This window comes from Roseovarius sp. MMSF_3350 (assembly GCF_030733425.1).
Taxonomy (GTDB): Bacteria; Pseudomonadota; Alphaproteobacteria; order Rhodobacterales; family Rhodobacteraceae; genus Roseovarius.
This window is the reverse complement of the sequence record NZ_JASHIZ010000002.1, coordinates 47,928-62,723: the sequence shown is the minus strand read 5'-3', so window position 1 is coordinate 62,723 and position 14,796 is coordinate 47,928. Positions and strand designations below refer to the sequence as shown.

13 protein-coding genes are annotated in these 14,796 nt (G+C 66.1%); 8 read left to right on the top strand and 5 right to left on the bottom strand.

What is annotated here, in order from left to right; genetic code table 11:
* Window positions 1–6 precede the first annotated feature (6 nt).
* Window positions 7–717: a M48 family metalloprotease gene (locus RBB31_RS02880; protein WP_306127745.1), complete on the bottom strand. Its 711-nt coding sequence runs from the start codon at window positions 715–717 to the stop codon at window positions 7–9.
* A 128-nt stretch (window positions 718–845) separates the two neighbouring features.
* Between RBB31_RS02880 and RBB31_RS02875 the strand changes: the two genes are divergently transcribed.
* From RBB31_RS02875 to RBB31_RS02865, 3 genes are all read left to right on the top strand, one after another.
* A complete protein-coding gene (locus RBB31_RS02875) occupies window positions 846–1,085 on the top strand; it encodes a hypothetical protein (protein ID WP_306127744.1) in 240 nt (79 codons plus the stop codon).
* 139 nt (window positions 1,086–1,224) lie between these two features.
* A complete protein-coding gene (locus tag RBB31_RS02870; protein ID WP_306127743.1) occupies window positions 1,225–1,803 on the top strand; it encodes a nitroreductase family protein in 579 nt (192 codons plus the stop codon).
* Entirely contained in the window at window positions 1,800–2,495 is a 696-nt protein-coding gene (locus tag RBB31_RS02865) for an EI24 domain-containing protein (RefSeq protein ID WP_306127742.1), read from the top strand. Before RBB31_RS02870 ends, RBB31_RS02865 begins: the two co-directional genes overlap by 4 nt.
* Window positions 2,496–2,506: 11 nt before the next feature.
* Here RBB31_RS02865 and RBB31_RS02860 read toward each other — a convergent pair whose 3' ends face one another.
* The 4 genes from RBB31_RS02860 to RBB31_RS02845 all read right to left on the bottom strand — a co-directional run bounded on the left by RBB31_RS02860 (window position 2,507) and on the right by RBB31_RS02845 (window position 8,224).
* Window positions 2,507–3,079, bottom strand: a complete 573-nt coding sequence (locus tag RBB31_RS02860; protein WP_306127741.1) for a hypothetical protein — start codon at window positions 3,077–3,079, stop codon at window positions 2,507–2,509.
* Between the two features lie 101 nt (window positions 3,080–3,180).
* Window positions 3,181–6,252 (bottom strand): efflux RND transporter permease subunit, encoded by a 3,072-nt coding sequence (locus tag RBB31_RS02855; protein WP_306127740.1) that lies wholly within the window; start codon window positions 6,250–6,252, stop codon window positions 3,181–3,183.
* A complete protein-coding gene (locus RBB31_RS02850) occupies window positions 6,249–7,367 on the bottom strand; it encodes an efflux RND transporter periplasmic adaptor subunit (protein ID WP_306127739.1) in 1,119 nt (372 codons plus the stop codon). The genes RBB31_RS02855 and RBB31_RS02850 overlap by 4 nt, the downstream gene beginning before the upstream one ends.
* A 233-nt stretch (window positions 7,368–7,600) precedes the next feature.
* Window positions 7,601–8,224, bottom strand: coding sequence for a helix-turn-helix domain-containing protein (locus tag RBB31_RS02845; protein WP_306127738.1), 624 nt, complete (start codon window positions 8,222–8,224; stop codon window positions 7,601–7,603).
* Window positions 8,225–8,291: 67 nt separating this feature from the next.
* On the opposite strand from RBB31_RS02845, the gene RBB31_RS02840 reads away from it, so the two are divergent.
* From RBB31_RS02840 to RBB31_RS02820, 5 genes are all read left to right on the top strand, one after another.
* Window positions 8,292–9,818 carry a class I adenylate-forming enzyme family protein gene (locus RBB31_RS02840; protein ID WP_306127982.1) on the top strand — a complete coding sequence of 509 codons (1,527 nt, stop codon included), beginning with the start codon at window positions 8,292–8,294 and terminating at the stop codon, window positions 9,816–9,818.
* Window positions 9,805–10,455 (top strand): DsbA family oxidoreductase, encoded by a 651-nt coding sequence (locus tag RBB31_RS02835; protein ID WP_306127737.1) that lies wholly within the window; start codon window positions 9,805–9,807, stop codon window positions 10,453–10,455. Before RBB31_RS02840 ends, RBB31_RS02835 begins: the two co-directional genes overlap by 14 nt.
* Before the next feature lie 101 nt (window positions 10,456–10,556).
* Window positions 10,557–11,027 carry a metal-dependent hydrolase gene (locus tag RBB31_RS02830; RefSeq protein ID WP_306127736.1) on the top strand — a complete coding sequence of 157 codons (471 nt, stop codon included), beginning with the start codon at window positions 10,557–10,559 and terminating at the stop codon, window positions 11,025–11,027.
* Between the two features lie 114 nt (window positions 11,028–11,141).
* Complete coding sequence (locus RBB31_RS02825; protein WP_306127735.1) at window positions 11,142–12,380, top strand: multidrug effflux MFS transporter; 1,239 nt, start codon at window positions 11,142–11,144, stop codon at window positions 12,378–12,380.
* A gap of 115 nt (window positions 12,381–12,495) precedes the next feature.
* Complete coding sequence (locus RBB31_RS02820) at window positions 12,496–14,703, top strand: NADP-dependent isocitrate dehydrogenase (protein WP_306127734.1); 2,208 nt, start codon at window positions 12,496–12,498, stop codon at window positions 14,701–14,703.
* Window positions 14,704–14,796 lie beyond the last annotated feature (93 nt).

Below are 14,796 nucleotides of genomic sequence, written 5' to 3'. Positions count from 1 at the left end.
ACCTCGTCAGAATTGCGCATTCACGCGGCGCACGGTCTCGATCCGCTGCGCGTTGGGCGGGTGCGAGCCCAGGAACCGGTTGCCCGGATCGGGGATGCGGGTGAAATACTCCGCGCCCCGGATCGGGTTGTAGCCCGATTTCTTGGCGATGATCGTGCCCAGAGCATCGGCCTCCAGCTCGAACTCCTTGGAATAACTGCGCGCGCCCACCGAGGCCCCCACGTTCGTCGCGGCATCCACCGCGCCCGTTCCGGCGCCTGCCAGCGTCGCCAGACCTCCCAGCAGGATGGCTCCCGCCGCGGCGCTTTGCTGCTGGCGCGGGATGTGCCGCCGGATATGGTGCGACGCCTCATGCGCGAAGATGAAGGCCAGTTCGTCCTCGTTGCGCACATCCGCGATCAGCGCCGCGGTAAAGGCCAGGATCGGACGGCCGCTGCGGTCCAGCGTCTGGAACGCGTTGGGCGGACGCCCCGGCCGATCATCCAGCACCACGTTGAAGTCGCAGTTCACGTTTCCGCCCCGCGCCTGGCATTCTCGCTCGGCCACCGGCTCGACCCGCGCCACGACCTGCCGGAACCGCGCCAGTTGCGTGCTCGAGGGCGCCTTGACCGATTGTTGCTGCTGGCCCGTGGGCCGGGGCTGCGGCGCCTCGCCGCCCGTGGTCGTCACCTCGCAACCGGCCAGGAAAACCGCACAAATCAGAACCTTCCACCGCATCTGTCTCACCTGCAATTGCTCCCTTTGCCCTAGTTCTAGCAGGCTTTGCGCCGAGGGCCAGTCCCCCTCACGCGCACGTGCGGAGCAAAGCCGATTGCGCTTTGCGGGTCATGCGCTACTGTGACCCCATGTTTTCGATAGAGCACGAATTCGACGCCACCGTTGTTACCCTGATCGACGAGGGCAGCGCGCCCTTGCAGGAGGACGTCACCATCAACGCGTTCGAGGAATGCGTGACCATCGAACAGCTCGACCCACGCACCGACCGGGTGCAGAAGGTGACGCTGTCCATGACCCAGTTGCAGGATCTCGGCGCCGCGCTGAACCTGCCAGAAGGCGTCTATACCCTGTCGCGCGATAACAAATAGCTGGCCACTGCAAGCCGCTCGGGGCAACGACGCACACCCCGGTTTGCTTTGCGCCTGACGGTCCCCGCCAAAAGGGTTGACGCCCGCACTCCACCGCCCGACATATGCCGCCACAGACAAGACGCAACGAAAGACCCTCATGCCCGATCCCAATCCCGCCGCGATGGAGTTCCTGCTGACGCGCCGCTCGCGCCCGGCCAAGACGCTGACCGGCCCGGCGCCCTCGCGCGACGACCTGCTGCCAATTCTTCAGGCCGCCGCCCGCTCGCCCGACCATGGCAAGCTGGAACCCTGGCGCTTCATCGTTCTGGACTGCGCCGCCATGCCGCGTCTCGCCGCGCTGGTCCGTGACCGTGGGACCGCACTGGGCAAGTCGGAAGAGGATATCGCCAAGGCCGCCAAGCAATACGAGGACGGCCAGCTTGCCGTCGCCGTGGTCGAGGTGCGCAAACCGTCCGACAAGATCCCGGCCATCGAACAGACCTATTCCGCCGGGGCCGTCTGCCTCGCGCTCCTGAACGCCGCGCTGGCCTCGGGCTGGGGTGCAAACTGGCTCACCGGCTGGGCGACCCACGACCGTGATTTCCTCACGCAAGGCTTCGGCCTGGCCGACAACGAAAGCATCGCCGGCCTGATCTTCCTCGGCACCGAGTCATCCGCCCCGCCCGACCGGCCCCGCCCGGATATCCACGCCATCACCACCTGGGTCACCGAATGATCTTCACCGCCTTCTTCAAGGCCCTGGGCCAGTTGGGCGATCCGCGCTTCCGCAAGGTCTTCTGGCTGGGCGTCGCGCTCTCGTTCCTGCTGCTCGTGGCCGCGACCGCCGCTTTCCTGATGGTCATCCAGTGGGCCACCGGCGACAGCACCACCCTGCCCGTCATCGGCGAGGTGAACTGGATCGACGACCTGCTCGGCTGGTCCGGATTCTTCCTGATGCTGATCCTGTCGGTCTTCCTGATGGTGCCTGTCGCCTCGGCCATCACCTCGCTGTTTCTCGACACCGTCGCGCAGGCGGTCGAGGACCGGCACTATCCCACGCTGCCCGCCGTCCCGCCGGTGCCCTTCTTCGACGGGCTCAAGGACAGCGTGAACTTCCTCGGCGTCATCATCGCGGCCAACATTCTGGCCTTCATCCTCTACGCGCTCTTCCCACCCGCCACGCCGTTCATCTTTTGGGGCGTGAACGGCTATCTGCTGGGGATGGAGTATTTCCAGCTGGCGGCCATGCGCCGCGTCGGCCGCGCCAACGCCAAGGTGTTGCGCAAGCAGCATCGCGGCACGATCTGGATGGCCGGCACGCTCATGGCCCTGCCGCTGTCGATCCCGCTGGTGAACCTCGTGATCCCGATCCTGGGCGCGGCGACCTTCACCCACATCTATCACCGCGTGGCCAAATCAGCCGGCTGATCGGGGCGCGGTCAACCGGCGCCGTCGCCCAAATCCAGCCACAGCTTGCCGTGTGTATACCCGCCCCTTATCAGCCGGCCAGGCTCTCCCGCTTCGGGAAATTCCGCCTCCCAGTCCCGGAACCGGTCGTTGGTGACGACCCGCGCCTTCAGATCGCGCGCGGCTGTCAGGATCGTCGGATCGGCCGGCTGCCCCTTGGGCACGACCATGATGCGCCTCACCGGCAGGCCCCTCCGTGCCGCCAGCGCTCTGTCGCCCAGGAACCTGTCTCCGACCTTGTAGCCCACGTTGGCATCGAACACGACGCCCGGCGTGAAACCCTCGGATGACAGGTGATCGACCACTTCGCGCACCGTATCCAGATCCGGCGACCTGTCCTTCCAGTGCATGACGTTCGAGCCGTCCAGCACGACCCAATTCTTGCCCCGTTCCGTGCGCCGTCTCAGCGCCCCCACGATCAGCAAGAGAGCGCTGGCAACCGCACACGGTCCGGCCAGCAGGATCACATCGCTCCACCCAGCCACCATCGCCGACAGGAAAATGCCGCCGATGGACAGTAACAACAGCAAGAATGGTACGATCATCGAAACACCAGCCGAACGCGCGACCTACCATGTGACGCACCCGCCAGTAGGACCGAAATCGCGGTACGGCACAACCCGCCTCTGACCGCTCGGATTGCGCCCTATTCCGCCGGCTGCGCGCCCGCCCCCTCCGGCGCATCCGCCTTTTCGCGGTCTTTCTGCAACAGGTCATACAGCACCGGCGTCAGGAACAGCGTCAGTACCGAGGCCGACATGAACCCGCCGATGATCACGATCCCGATGGAGAACCGGCTGGCCGCCCCCGCGCCCGTCGACAGCACCAGCGGCACGGCCCCCAGCACGGTCGACATCACCGTCATCAGGATCGGTCGCAGCCGCACCGCCGATGCCTCGATCACCGCCTCGCGCACGTTGCGGCCTTCCTCGCGCAGCTGGTTGGCGAATTCCACGATCAGGATGCCGTTCTTGGCCATCAGCCCGATCAGCATGACCATCCCCACCTGCGTGTAGATGTTGATCGCCTCGCCCAGCACGAAAAGCGTCAGCAGCGCCCCCGCCACGGCCAAGGGCACGGATAGCAGGATCACCACCGGCTGGATAAAGCTCTCGAACTGCGCCGCCAGTACCAAGAACACGATCAGAAGCGCCAGCGCGAATGTCAGCGCGATTCCCCCCGACGTCTCCTGGTAACTTTCGGCCTGCCCCGAATAGCTGATCTGCATGGCCGAGGGCATATCCGCGGCAATCTCCTCGACCGTCGCGATGGCCGAGCCGAGGTCCACGCCTTCGGCCAGAGACGCGCTGATCTCGACCGAAGGCTGCCGGTTGTACCGGTTGTACGCCCGCACCGACGCGCGCCGCTCCAGCCTCACCAGACCGTCCAATGGCACCAACTCGCCGGTTTCGGTCCGCACGTTCACGCCGGTCAGATCGGCGGTGTTGGTCCGCCGCCCGTCCGGTGCCTGCAAGATCACCGGGTACTGCCGGTCGCGCGAGATGAACTCGGTCACCTCTGCCGAGGCAAAGAAGGTGCGCACCGCGTCCGAGATATCCCGCGCCTCGACCCCGATCTGCCGCGCCATGGCGCGGTTCACACTGATGTCGAACCCCGGTGTGTTGACCTCGTAATCCCGCCGCACCCCGGTCAGGTCGGGGCTGGCGCGCATCGCCTCTTCCATCTGCCGCGAGAACTCGGCGGCATCCTCGAAACTCGGTCCCGTCACGATCACTTCCAGCCCCGATCCGCTCCCGGCATCCAGGCCCGAGGGCGCGAAGGCGCGCACGCTCGCCCGCGTTATCTTGGCAAACTCGGGCCGTAACTCGGCCAACACATCGCGTGGCCCCATCTCGCGGTCGCCCCACGGCGACATCACCGCCACCACGAACGCCCGTCCCGACTCGCCGTATTGCCCGACAATGGCGATGGTGTCCTCGACCACGCCATCTTCGCGGTAGGGCGCGATCAGGTCCTCGACCTGGCTCACCGCGTCGTCGGTCAGCGGCAAGGCCGATCCCGGGGGCGCCTGGATCGACACGAAAAAGATGCCCCTATCCGAATCCGGTGTCAGCTGCGACGGCAATTGCTGGTAAAGTGTCCAGGACATCCCCGTCAGCACCGCCGCCACCGCCAGCACCACCAGCGGCGCCTTGATCGCCCGCGTCAAGAGCTTGCGATAGCCCTCCGAGGTGCTTTTCGTGACCCGCTTCACGCCGCGTGCGAACCACGTGTCGTTCATGCCCTTCTTCAGCAGCTTGCTGGCGATCACCGGACACAGCGTCAGCGCCACGAAGGTCGACAGCGCAACGGCAATGGCCAGCGTCACGCCGAATTCCCGGAACAGTTTGCCCAGCTCGCCTTCCAGCAGTGACAGCGGCACGAAAACCGAGATCAGCACCGCCGAGGTCGACACCACGGCAAAGAACACCTGGTTCGCGCCCGTGCGCGCCGCTTGCCTGGGGTCCTCGCCTTCCTCGACCTTGCGCTCGATATTCTCCAGCACCACGATGGCGTCATCCACCACCAGCCCGATGGCCAGGATCAGCGCAAAGAGCGTCAGGATGTTGATCGAAAACCCGGCCAGCGCGATCCCCGCACAGGCGCCCAACAGCGCGATGGGGATGGTCACCGCCGGGATCACCGTCGTCCGGATCGAGGTCAGGAACACGTAGATCACCGCCACCACGATTCCCACGGCGATGGCCAGCGTGGTCAAGACCTGCCGGATCGAATTCGAGATGAAATCCGCGTCGTCCGACGTGATCTGCAATCGCGTCCCGCCCGGCAAATCCGCCGCGATCCGCTCCACTTCCTCGCTGACCGCCGCCGAGATCGACAGCGTGTTGGCCGAGGATTGCCGCAGCACGCCCAGCCCCAGCGCCGTCTCGCCATTGGCGCGGAATTCGCTGTCGTCGCTTTCGACCCCCAGCTCGATCCGCGTCACGTCGCCCAAAAGCACACGACCATTTTCGTCCGAGCGCACGATCAGATCCTCGAACGCCTCCACGCTCGACAGCCGCGTCTCGGTGCGCAGCAGGTACGTCCGCGCCTCGTTCTCGATCGTGCCCGCTGGCAGTTCCAGGTTATTGGCCCGCAACGCGTCGGCAATCTCGTTCGCGGTCACGCCCCGCGCCGCCATCGCCTGCGGGTCCAGCCAGACGCGCATCGCATAGGCCCGGTCGCCATAGATCTGCACCGCCGCGACACCGCTCAGTGTTTCCAGCCGGTCGGTGATGAACCGGTCGGCATAATCCGTCAGTTCCGACGCCGACAGTGTGTCAGAGGTCAGCGTCATCCACAGGATCGGGTCGCCCTGGCTGTCATTCTTCTCGACCTGCGGCTCTTCGGCTTCCTCCGGTAGGTCGCCGGCCACGGATTCGACCGCCGCCCGCACATCCGCCGCCGCCTGATCGATATCCCGGTCCTGTCCAAAGGTGATGACGGTCCGTAGACCGCCCAGCTCGGATTCGGTGTTCATGCTGTCGATGCCGGATACCGTCGACAGCGCCCCTTCGATCACCGTGGCCAACTCGCTGTCCACCACGCCGGGACCGGCGCCGATATAGGGCACGCTGACCGTGACCTCGGCGGTGGTGGTGTCGGGCAATTCCCGCACCGGCATCCGGGTCAGCCCGGCAATGCCCACCACGATGATCAGGATCGACATGACCGTGGCCAGCACAGGCCGCTTGATGCACAGGTCGGGCAGCGTCATTGCGTCGTGCCCTCCGCGCCTTCATCCTGCGCCGCCGCGTCCTCCTGCTGGTCCACATCCTCGGCCACCTCGACCGAAGCCCCGTCCGACAGGTTGTCCCAGCCCGCGACGACCACCCGGTCCTCAAGGCCCAGCCCGTCGCGCACCTCGGTCATCACGCCCAACGACTGGCCCGGGTCGATCTCGGTCCGCACGGCGGCCCCGTCGGCGACAGTATAGACATAGCTCGCCAGCCCTTCACTGATGATCGCGTCATCGGCAATGGCAAGCCCTTCATACGTGTCCAGCACGATCTCGGCATCCGCGAACATGCCGCCCACCAGCCGGCCGTTGGCATTGTCGATCTCGGCCCGGATGTTGAAGCTGCGCGTCTCCAGGCTCACCTCCGGCGCCCGCACCGTAACCTCGCCTTCGAATTGCGTGTCCGGATACGCCGGCGTCGTCACGTTCACCGACTGCCCGACCTCGATCCGGTCGAAATACCGTTCGGGCAGCGACACGGTCAGCTCCATCGTGGTGATGTCCGACAACCGCGTGACGGCCATGCCTTCGCCCAGGAACGTTCCCGCCTCGATGTCGATCAGCCCCAGCACTCCGTCGAACGGGGCCACCAGCGTCCGGTCTTCCAGATCGGCCCGCGCCATCATCAGCGCGGCCTCCGCCCGGCGATAGACCGCCCTCGCCTCTTCCAGCCGCGCTTCGGCGGCGGTGTTGCTGTCGGTCAGTTCCTCGACCCGGCGGAACGCGTCCTCCGCCTCGGCAAAAGTCGCTTCAGCCTCGGCCAGCGACGCACGCGCCGCGCGGTCGTCCAGCTGCAGAATTATTTCACCCTCGCTCACCTCTTCGCCCGACGAAACCGGCACGTCCGTCACACGCCCCGCCGCTGCCGGGACCAATTCGACCGACCGCACCGGGATCAGCGTGCCAACCCCGCCAACCCGGTCCTCGATCTGCCGCGTCTCGGGTCGTGTCAGCGCCACGCGCACCGCGGGCGGCGCCGACGCCGCCTCGCCCGAGCCGCCCTGCGACAGGATCTGCTGCGTGCCCCACAGCCCTGCCGCGGCACAGGCCGCGACGACGCACAGACCAATCAAGACCTTGAAAACCTTTCCCAACCTGACCACCTCCAAACGGCCGCACACCGATCACGGGCCGCGTGCCAAAGCACGGGGCCGTTTGATCGGATCAACTGTGCGAGATAGAGCAGCCGGACCCCACGAACAGCCCGCAGGTCGTTTGGCCACGGGCAATTACGTCCGCGCTGCGATCACAAAACCGCGAGAAACAGCCGCGGAGGGTGGGCGAAAGCCGACGCGTCACTCCGCCCGCGCCCCACGCACCCATGCCATCACCCCAGCGACGTCACCCACAGGATTGTCGCATCCTCTTCGCTGACCGACACCACGTTGTGGCCCATGCTGGCATCGTAATAGGCGCTGTCGCCCCGGCGCATCTCGATCGGCTCGTAGAACTCGGTATAAAGCCGGACAACGCCCGTCAGGACGTACATGAACTCCTCGCCGTCATGACGCACCCAGCCGTCGAACTCCTCGACCGACCGTGCCCGGATACGCGCGCGATATGGCAGCATCCGCTTTTTCAACAGCGCATCGCCCAGCAACTCATGCTCATACGTCGTGGTCGCCTGCGCCGTGCCCTGCCCGGCCCGCGTCACCGCCATCCGCCCGCTCACCTGTTCCCGCTGCGGCGGCGTGAACAGCTGCGGGATCGAGATCTCCAGCCCCACCGCCAGCTTCTTCAAGGCATCGTAAGTGGGCGACATCACCCCGTTCTCGATCTTCGACAGGGTCGACCGCGCGAGCCCCGCCTGCCTTGCGGCCTGTTCCAGCGTCCAGCCCCGCGACTTGCGCAATTCGCGCACCCGTTCGGCAAGGTTCAGCGGCTGGGCCGCGTCCTCTTCCCCGCTCTCGCGGGCCAGCCTGATCAGGCTCACGGGCGATCTGTCTTCCATGTCCTACGCTATACGCAGCGCCGCCATGGCTTGCAACTTCGCCGTGGCGGTCCTAATCCTCCGCGCCATGCGCTCCACGACCGACACGACCGCCTTTCCGCCCTGCCCCGCGCCCTTCAACCTGGCCGCGCACGTACTGCGCCATGCCGACGACCTGCCCGACAAGGTGGCGCTGGCCATCCTCGGGCTCTCCGGCTCCGAACGTTACAGCTTCGCGCGCCTGAAATCCGCCGTCCTGGGCACCGGCGCGGGCCTTTTGGGGCACGGCCTCTCCCCCGGCGACCGGGTCCTCATGCGCCTCGGCAACACCGTCGACTTCCCCATCGCCTATCTCGGCGCCATCGCCGTGGGCCTCGTGCCCATCCCCACCTCCTCGCAACTGACCGAGCGCGAGGTCGCCGGCATCCTCAAGACCACCGAACCCAAAACCATCCTGCGCGACGCCGACATCCCCTGCCCCGACACGGACATCCCCGTCATCGGCACCGACACCCTGCGCGCCATGCACGACAATGCCCCGGCAGACTTCGACATGGGCGATCCCGACCGGCTGGCCTATATCATCTATACCTCCGGCACCTCCGGCACGCCCCGCGCGGTCTGCCATGCCCACCGCGCCATCTGGGCGCGGCAGATGATGGTCGACGGCTGGTATGGCCTGCGGCAGGATGACCGCCTGATGCATGCGGGCGCCTTCAACTGGACCTACACGCTCGGCACCGGCCTGATGGACCCGTGGACGGCAGGCGCAACCGCCCTCATCCCGGCCACCTCCGTCACGCACGACCAGCTGCACCTGCTGATGAAGCGCCACGACGCCACCATCTTCGCCGCCGCCCCCGGCGTCTTCCGCAAGTTCGTCACCCCCGGTAAAACGCTCGACCTGCCCAAACTCCGCCACGGCCTGACCGCCGGCGAAAAGCTGTCGGCCACCATCGACGCCCAATGGCGCGAAGCCACTGGCACGCCGCTCTTCGAGGCCTACGGCATGTCCGAATGCTCCACCTTCATCTCCGGCTGCCCCGCTCACCCCGCCGCCCCCGGCACGCTGGGCCGCCCCCAGCCGGGCCGCAACGTTGCCCTGATCGGCCCGGACGGCCCGGTCCCCTTGGGCAAGGAAGGCACCATCGCCATCCACCGCTCCGACCCCGGCCTGATGCTGGGCTACCTGAACGAACCGGACGAGACCGCCGACCGCTTCCAGGGCGACTGGTTCCTCACCGGCGACCAGGGCGTCATGTCCCCCGAAGGCGATATCACCTACCTGGGCCGCTCCGACGACATGATGAACGCCGGCGGCTTCCGCGTGTCGCCGATGGAGGTCGAGGCGGTCCTGAACGCCCATCCCGACATCACCCAGTCCGCGGTGACCGAGATCGAGGTCAAACAGGACGCCCGCCTCATCATGGCCTTCTACACCGCCCCCGCCCCGGTTGCCGAGGACGCGCTCAAGGCCTATGTCAACGACAACCTCGCCGCCTACAAGCGCCCTCGTGGATTTTTCCACCTCGATGCGCTGCCCACGGGCGCGAACGGAAAACTCCTGCGCCGCGCCCTGCGGCCGATCTACAAGGACCTTCATGGTCAAGCTTGATATCGTCTCCGACCCGATCTGCCCGTGGTGCTATATCGGCAAGGCCTGCCTCGACAAGGCGCTGGCCGAACGCCCCGGCCACCCGTTTGAGATCGAATGGCACCCGTTCCAGCTCAATCCCGACATGCCGCCCGAGGGCATGGACCGGCGCGAATACCTCGAAGCAAAGTTTGGTGGCAAAGAGGGCGCGGTTCAGGCCTATGCCCCCATCGCCGAACGGGCCGAGGCCGAGGGGCTGACGATCAATTTCGACAAGATCACCCGCACCCCCAACACCATGGACGCCCACCGCCTGATCCACTGGGCGGGCATCGAGGGCCGCCAGATGGCCGTCGCCATGTCGCTCTTCCGCGCCTATTTCGAGGACGGGCGCGATATCAGCGATCACGAGGTTTTGGGCGATATCGCCGACAGCGCCGAGATGGATGCCGCCGTGGTCCAGAAACTTCTGGCCTCCGATGCCGATATCGAGGGCATCGCGGGCCGTGACAAGGCCTTCCGCGAAATGGGCATCACCGGCGTGCCCTGCTTCATCGTCGCGGGCAAGCACGCCGTGCCGGGCTGCCAGCCGCCCGATCTGTGGCTCAAGGTCATCGACGAGATCGTCGACAACCTCGAAAACAGCCCCGAGGCCTGAAGCGCCCCGACGCCCATGAACGCGCAAACTGCGCGGGCGATCCGCGAAAATTCATGAACCGCAGCGAAAAAGGTCGGCACTGACCGACCTAGGCTGCGGCCATGATCACCGCCCACCTACCCGCCGGCTACGTTACTGGCCGCGCCTTTGCCCGGTCCGGGCCGGTGCTCTGGGCCGCGATGCTTGGCGGCGTCCTGCCCGATCTTGACCTGATCTGGTTTTACCTCATAGACGGGCGCGCCTTTCACCATCACCACTACTGGGTTCATATCCCGGCCTTCTGGGTCGCCTCCGCTTTTATCGTCCTGCCTCTTGCCACTTGGCGCGGCACGCAGTGGGTTCGCCCCGCCTTGGCCTTCTTCGCTGCGATTCTCGTCCACCTCCTGCTCGACACCGTGGCCGGCGGCATCAAGTGGCTCTGGCCCGTCCGGGACCGCTTCTTTCACCTTGTCACCGTGCCGGCCGCCCACGCCCACTGGATCCTGAACTTCATCCTTCACCCCGTTTTCCTCGCGGAACTGGCCATTTGGGCGGCGGCCCTTTTAATCTTGCTCCGGCGCAGCCCGGCCTGAAGCGCCCCCTTCAAAGGCGACCTTTAGGGCGCCGAGGCACCTGTGCAAAAACGGCCCCCTCTCTGTGCAAAGCCTGCTCTGGCGCACATCCCGGCGCCGTGATAGCGCCCTTTCATGACCGCCCCCACCGACCACCCCGCCACCTCTTCCGCGCCCGTCATGGGCCGGGCCGAGTTCGTGGCGCTTATGGCGATGCTGGTGGCCACGGTCGCCTATACCATCGACGCCATGCTGCCCGCCCTGCCCGCCATCGGGGCCGAGCTGTCGCCCGACGCGCCCAACCAGGCGCAGCTGGTGATCGGCAGCTTCGTGCTGGGTCTCGGGGTCGGCACGTTCTTCGTCGGCGCACTGTCCGATGCCTTCGGGCGCAAACGGGTCATCATCTGGGGAGCTGGCGTCTATTGCGCCGGCGCGTTGCTCGCCCTGATGGCCCCCACGCTGGAAACCGTGCTGGCCGCCCGCGTGTTGCAGGGCCTCGGCGCAGCGTCCGCGCGGGTCGTCGCCATGGCCATCATCCGCGACCTCTACAAGGGCCGCGAAATGGCCCGGCTGATGAGCTTCATCATGCTGGTCTTCACCCTCGTCCCGGCCATCGCACCGATGGCGGGCGCGGGCATCATCGCGCTCTATGAATGGCGCGGCATCTTCGTATCCTTCCTCGTCTTCGCCGGGGTCAGCACCTTCTGGATGGCCCTCCGCCTGCCCGAGCCGCTGTCCCGCGACCGCCGCGTGCCCTTCCGTCCCAACAAGCTCGTGAGCGCCGCCACCGAGGTGTTCCGCTATCCCATGGTGCGCCTGTCCATGGCCGTGCAGACGCTCTGTTTCGCTATGCTTTTCTCGTCGATCAGCTCGATCCAGCAGATCATGGACGTGACCTATGACCGCGCCGAGGAATTCCCCTTCTGGTTCGCCGCCATCGCCGCCGTGGCCGCCGTCGGCAGCCTCGTCAACGCCGCACTCGTGATGCGGCTGGGCATGCGCCGCCTGATCCAGATGGCCCTGATGATCGAGGCGGGGCTGACCCTCGCCGTGCTCACCGCTTTCCTCGCAGGCTGGGGAAGCTTCCCGCTCTACTTCGTCTGGCAGGTGACCGTCTTCTTCCAGATCGGCCTGACCCTTGGCAACCTCAACGCCCTTGCGCTCGAACCCCTGGGCCACATCGCCGGCATGGCCGCGTCGATCACCGCGGGGCTGGCCACCGTGGGCTCGATCCTGCTGGCGGTCCCCGTGGGCCTTGCCTTCGACGGAACCCCCCTGCCCCTGCTGATCGGCGTCGCGATCTTCGCCAGTCTCGCACTGCTTCTCACACAGTTCATGCGCAAGCTCGACCGCGAGCAAAGCCCACCGCACTGACCGCCGACAAATTATTCGGTATACTGTCGCATACCGTCTGGTCAAATCTTCTGTCATGGTCTATGACGCGCGCAAGACTCACGCTTTGTCATGTCCTGATCGAAAGGTATTTCCGATGGCCGACACCTCCAATCCCGATATCGTCTACACCAAGGTCGACGAGGCCCCCGAACTGGCCAGCGCGTCCCTTCTGCCCATCATCCAGAGCTTCGCCACCGCCGCCGACATCTCGGTCGGCACCCGCGACATCTCGCTGGCGGGCCGCATCCTCGCCACCTTTCCCGATCACCTGACCGAGGACCAGCGCGTCTCCGACGACCTCGCCGCCCTGGGCGAACTGGTCAAGCAACCCGGCGCCAACGTCATCAAGCTGCCCAACATCTCGGCCTCCGTGCCGCAGCTCGTCGCCGCCGTGCGCGAACTTCAGGGTCAGGGCTACGCCATCCCCGACTACCCCGAGACGCCGGAAACCGACGAAGAAAAAGAGGTCCGCGCCCGCTACGACGCGATCAAGGGCTCGGCCGTGAACCCCGTCCTGCGCGAAGGCAACTCCGACCGCCGCGCCGCCGCTCCGGTCAAGAAATACGCCCAGAACAACCCGCACCGCATGGGTGACTGGTCGTCCGACAGCAAGACACGCGTCGCTTCGATGGACGCCGATGACTTCTTCTCGAACGAAAAGTCCGCCACGCTGGATGGCGCCGCCACGGCCAAGATCGTCCTCGAAGGCGCCAACGGCGAAACCGTCCTGAAAGAGGGCGTCAGCTATCCCGCCGGCACCGTCGTCGACGCCACCTACATGAGCGCCTCGGCCCTCGACGATTTCCTCGCCGACGAGATCAAGAAGACCAAGGACGAGGGAGTGCTCTTCTCCATCCACCTGAAGGCCACCATGATGAAGGTCTCCGACCCGATCATCTTCGGCCACGCGGTCCGCGAATGGCTGAAGCCGGTGTTCGAGGAATACGGCGACCGGATGAAGGAGCTGGGCGTGAACCCCGCCTCCGGCATGGGCGACCTCTTGGAACGGGTGAAGGACGAGCCCGAGATCATGGCCGCCATCGAGGATTGCCGCGCGGCACGCCCGCCGATGTACATGGTCGACAGCGACCGCGGCATCACCAACCTGCACGTGCCTTCGGATGTCATCATCGACGCCTCCATGCCCGCGCTCATCCGCTCGGGCGGCAAGGGCTGGGGCCCGGACAACAAGGAACACGATGCCGTCTGCGTCATCCCCGACAGCTCCTACGCGCCGGTCTATGACGAGACCATCAAGTTCTTCAAGGAAAACGGAAAACTCGACCCCGCCACCGCCGGCACGGTGCAGAACCTGGGCCTGATGGCGCAAAAGGCCGAGGAATACGGCAGCCACCCCACCACCTTCGAGATCCCCGAGGACGGCACCGTCAAGATGATCCTCGAAGACGGCACCGTGCTGCATTCGCATGACGTCCGGAAAGGCGACATCTGGCGCTCCGCCTCCGCCCGCAAGGCGCCCATCGAAGACTGGGTGAACCTCGCCATCGAGCGGCAGAAGGCCACCGGCTACCGCGCGATCTTCTGGCTGGACGAGACCCGCGCCCACGATGCCGAGTTGATCTCCTTCGTGAAGCCGATCCTGGAATCCAAAGGCGTCGCCGACAAGTTCGAGATCATGGCCCCGCGCGAGGCCACCCGCGCCAGCTTGGAAACCATCACCAAGGGCGAGAACACCATCGCCATCACCGGCAACGTGCTGCGCGACTACCTGACCGACCTCTTCCCGATCCTCGAACTGGCCACCTCGGCCAAGATGCTGTCGATCGTGAAACTGATGAATGGCGGCGGCCTGTTCGAGACCGGCGCCGGCGGCTCCGCGCCCAAGCACGTGCAACAGTTGCAGTCGGAAAACCACCTGCGCTGGGATTCCTTGGGCGAATTCTGCGCCCTGGGCGAAAGCTTCAAGTTCCTGGGCGAGACCAAGGACAACGCCCGCGCCCGCATCCTCGGCGAGACGATCGAGGAAGCGACGCAAGGCATCCTCGACCACAACCGCTCGCCCTCGCGCAAGGTCGGCGAGCCCGACAACCGCGACAGCCACTACTGGTTCGCCCGCTACTGGGCCGAGGCGCTGGCCGCGCAATCCGACGACCCCAAGCTGGCCGAGGAATTCGCGCCCATGGCCAGGGCACTGGCCGAAAACGAGGACCAGATCGTCTCGGAACTCGCCGCGGCGCAAGGCAGCCCGGCCGATATCGGCGGCTACTACCACCCCGACGAAGGCCGCCTTGCCACCGTGATGCGCCCCAGCCCCACGCTGAACGGCATCATCGGCAAGTAAACCGTAGCAGATACCTCAAAGCGAGCCGCTCCTGTCCGACACCGGGGCGGCTTTTTCGTGCACGACCTGTTCAACCTGTAAACGACAAGCCTC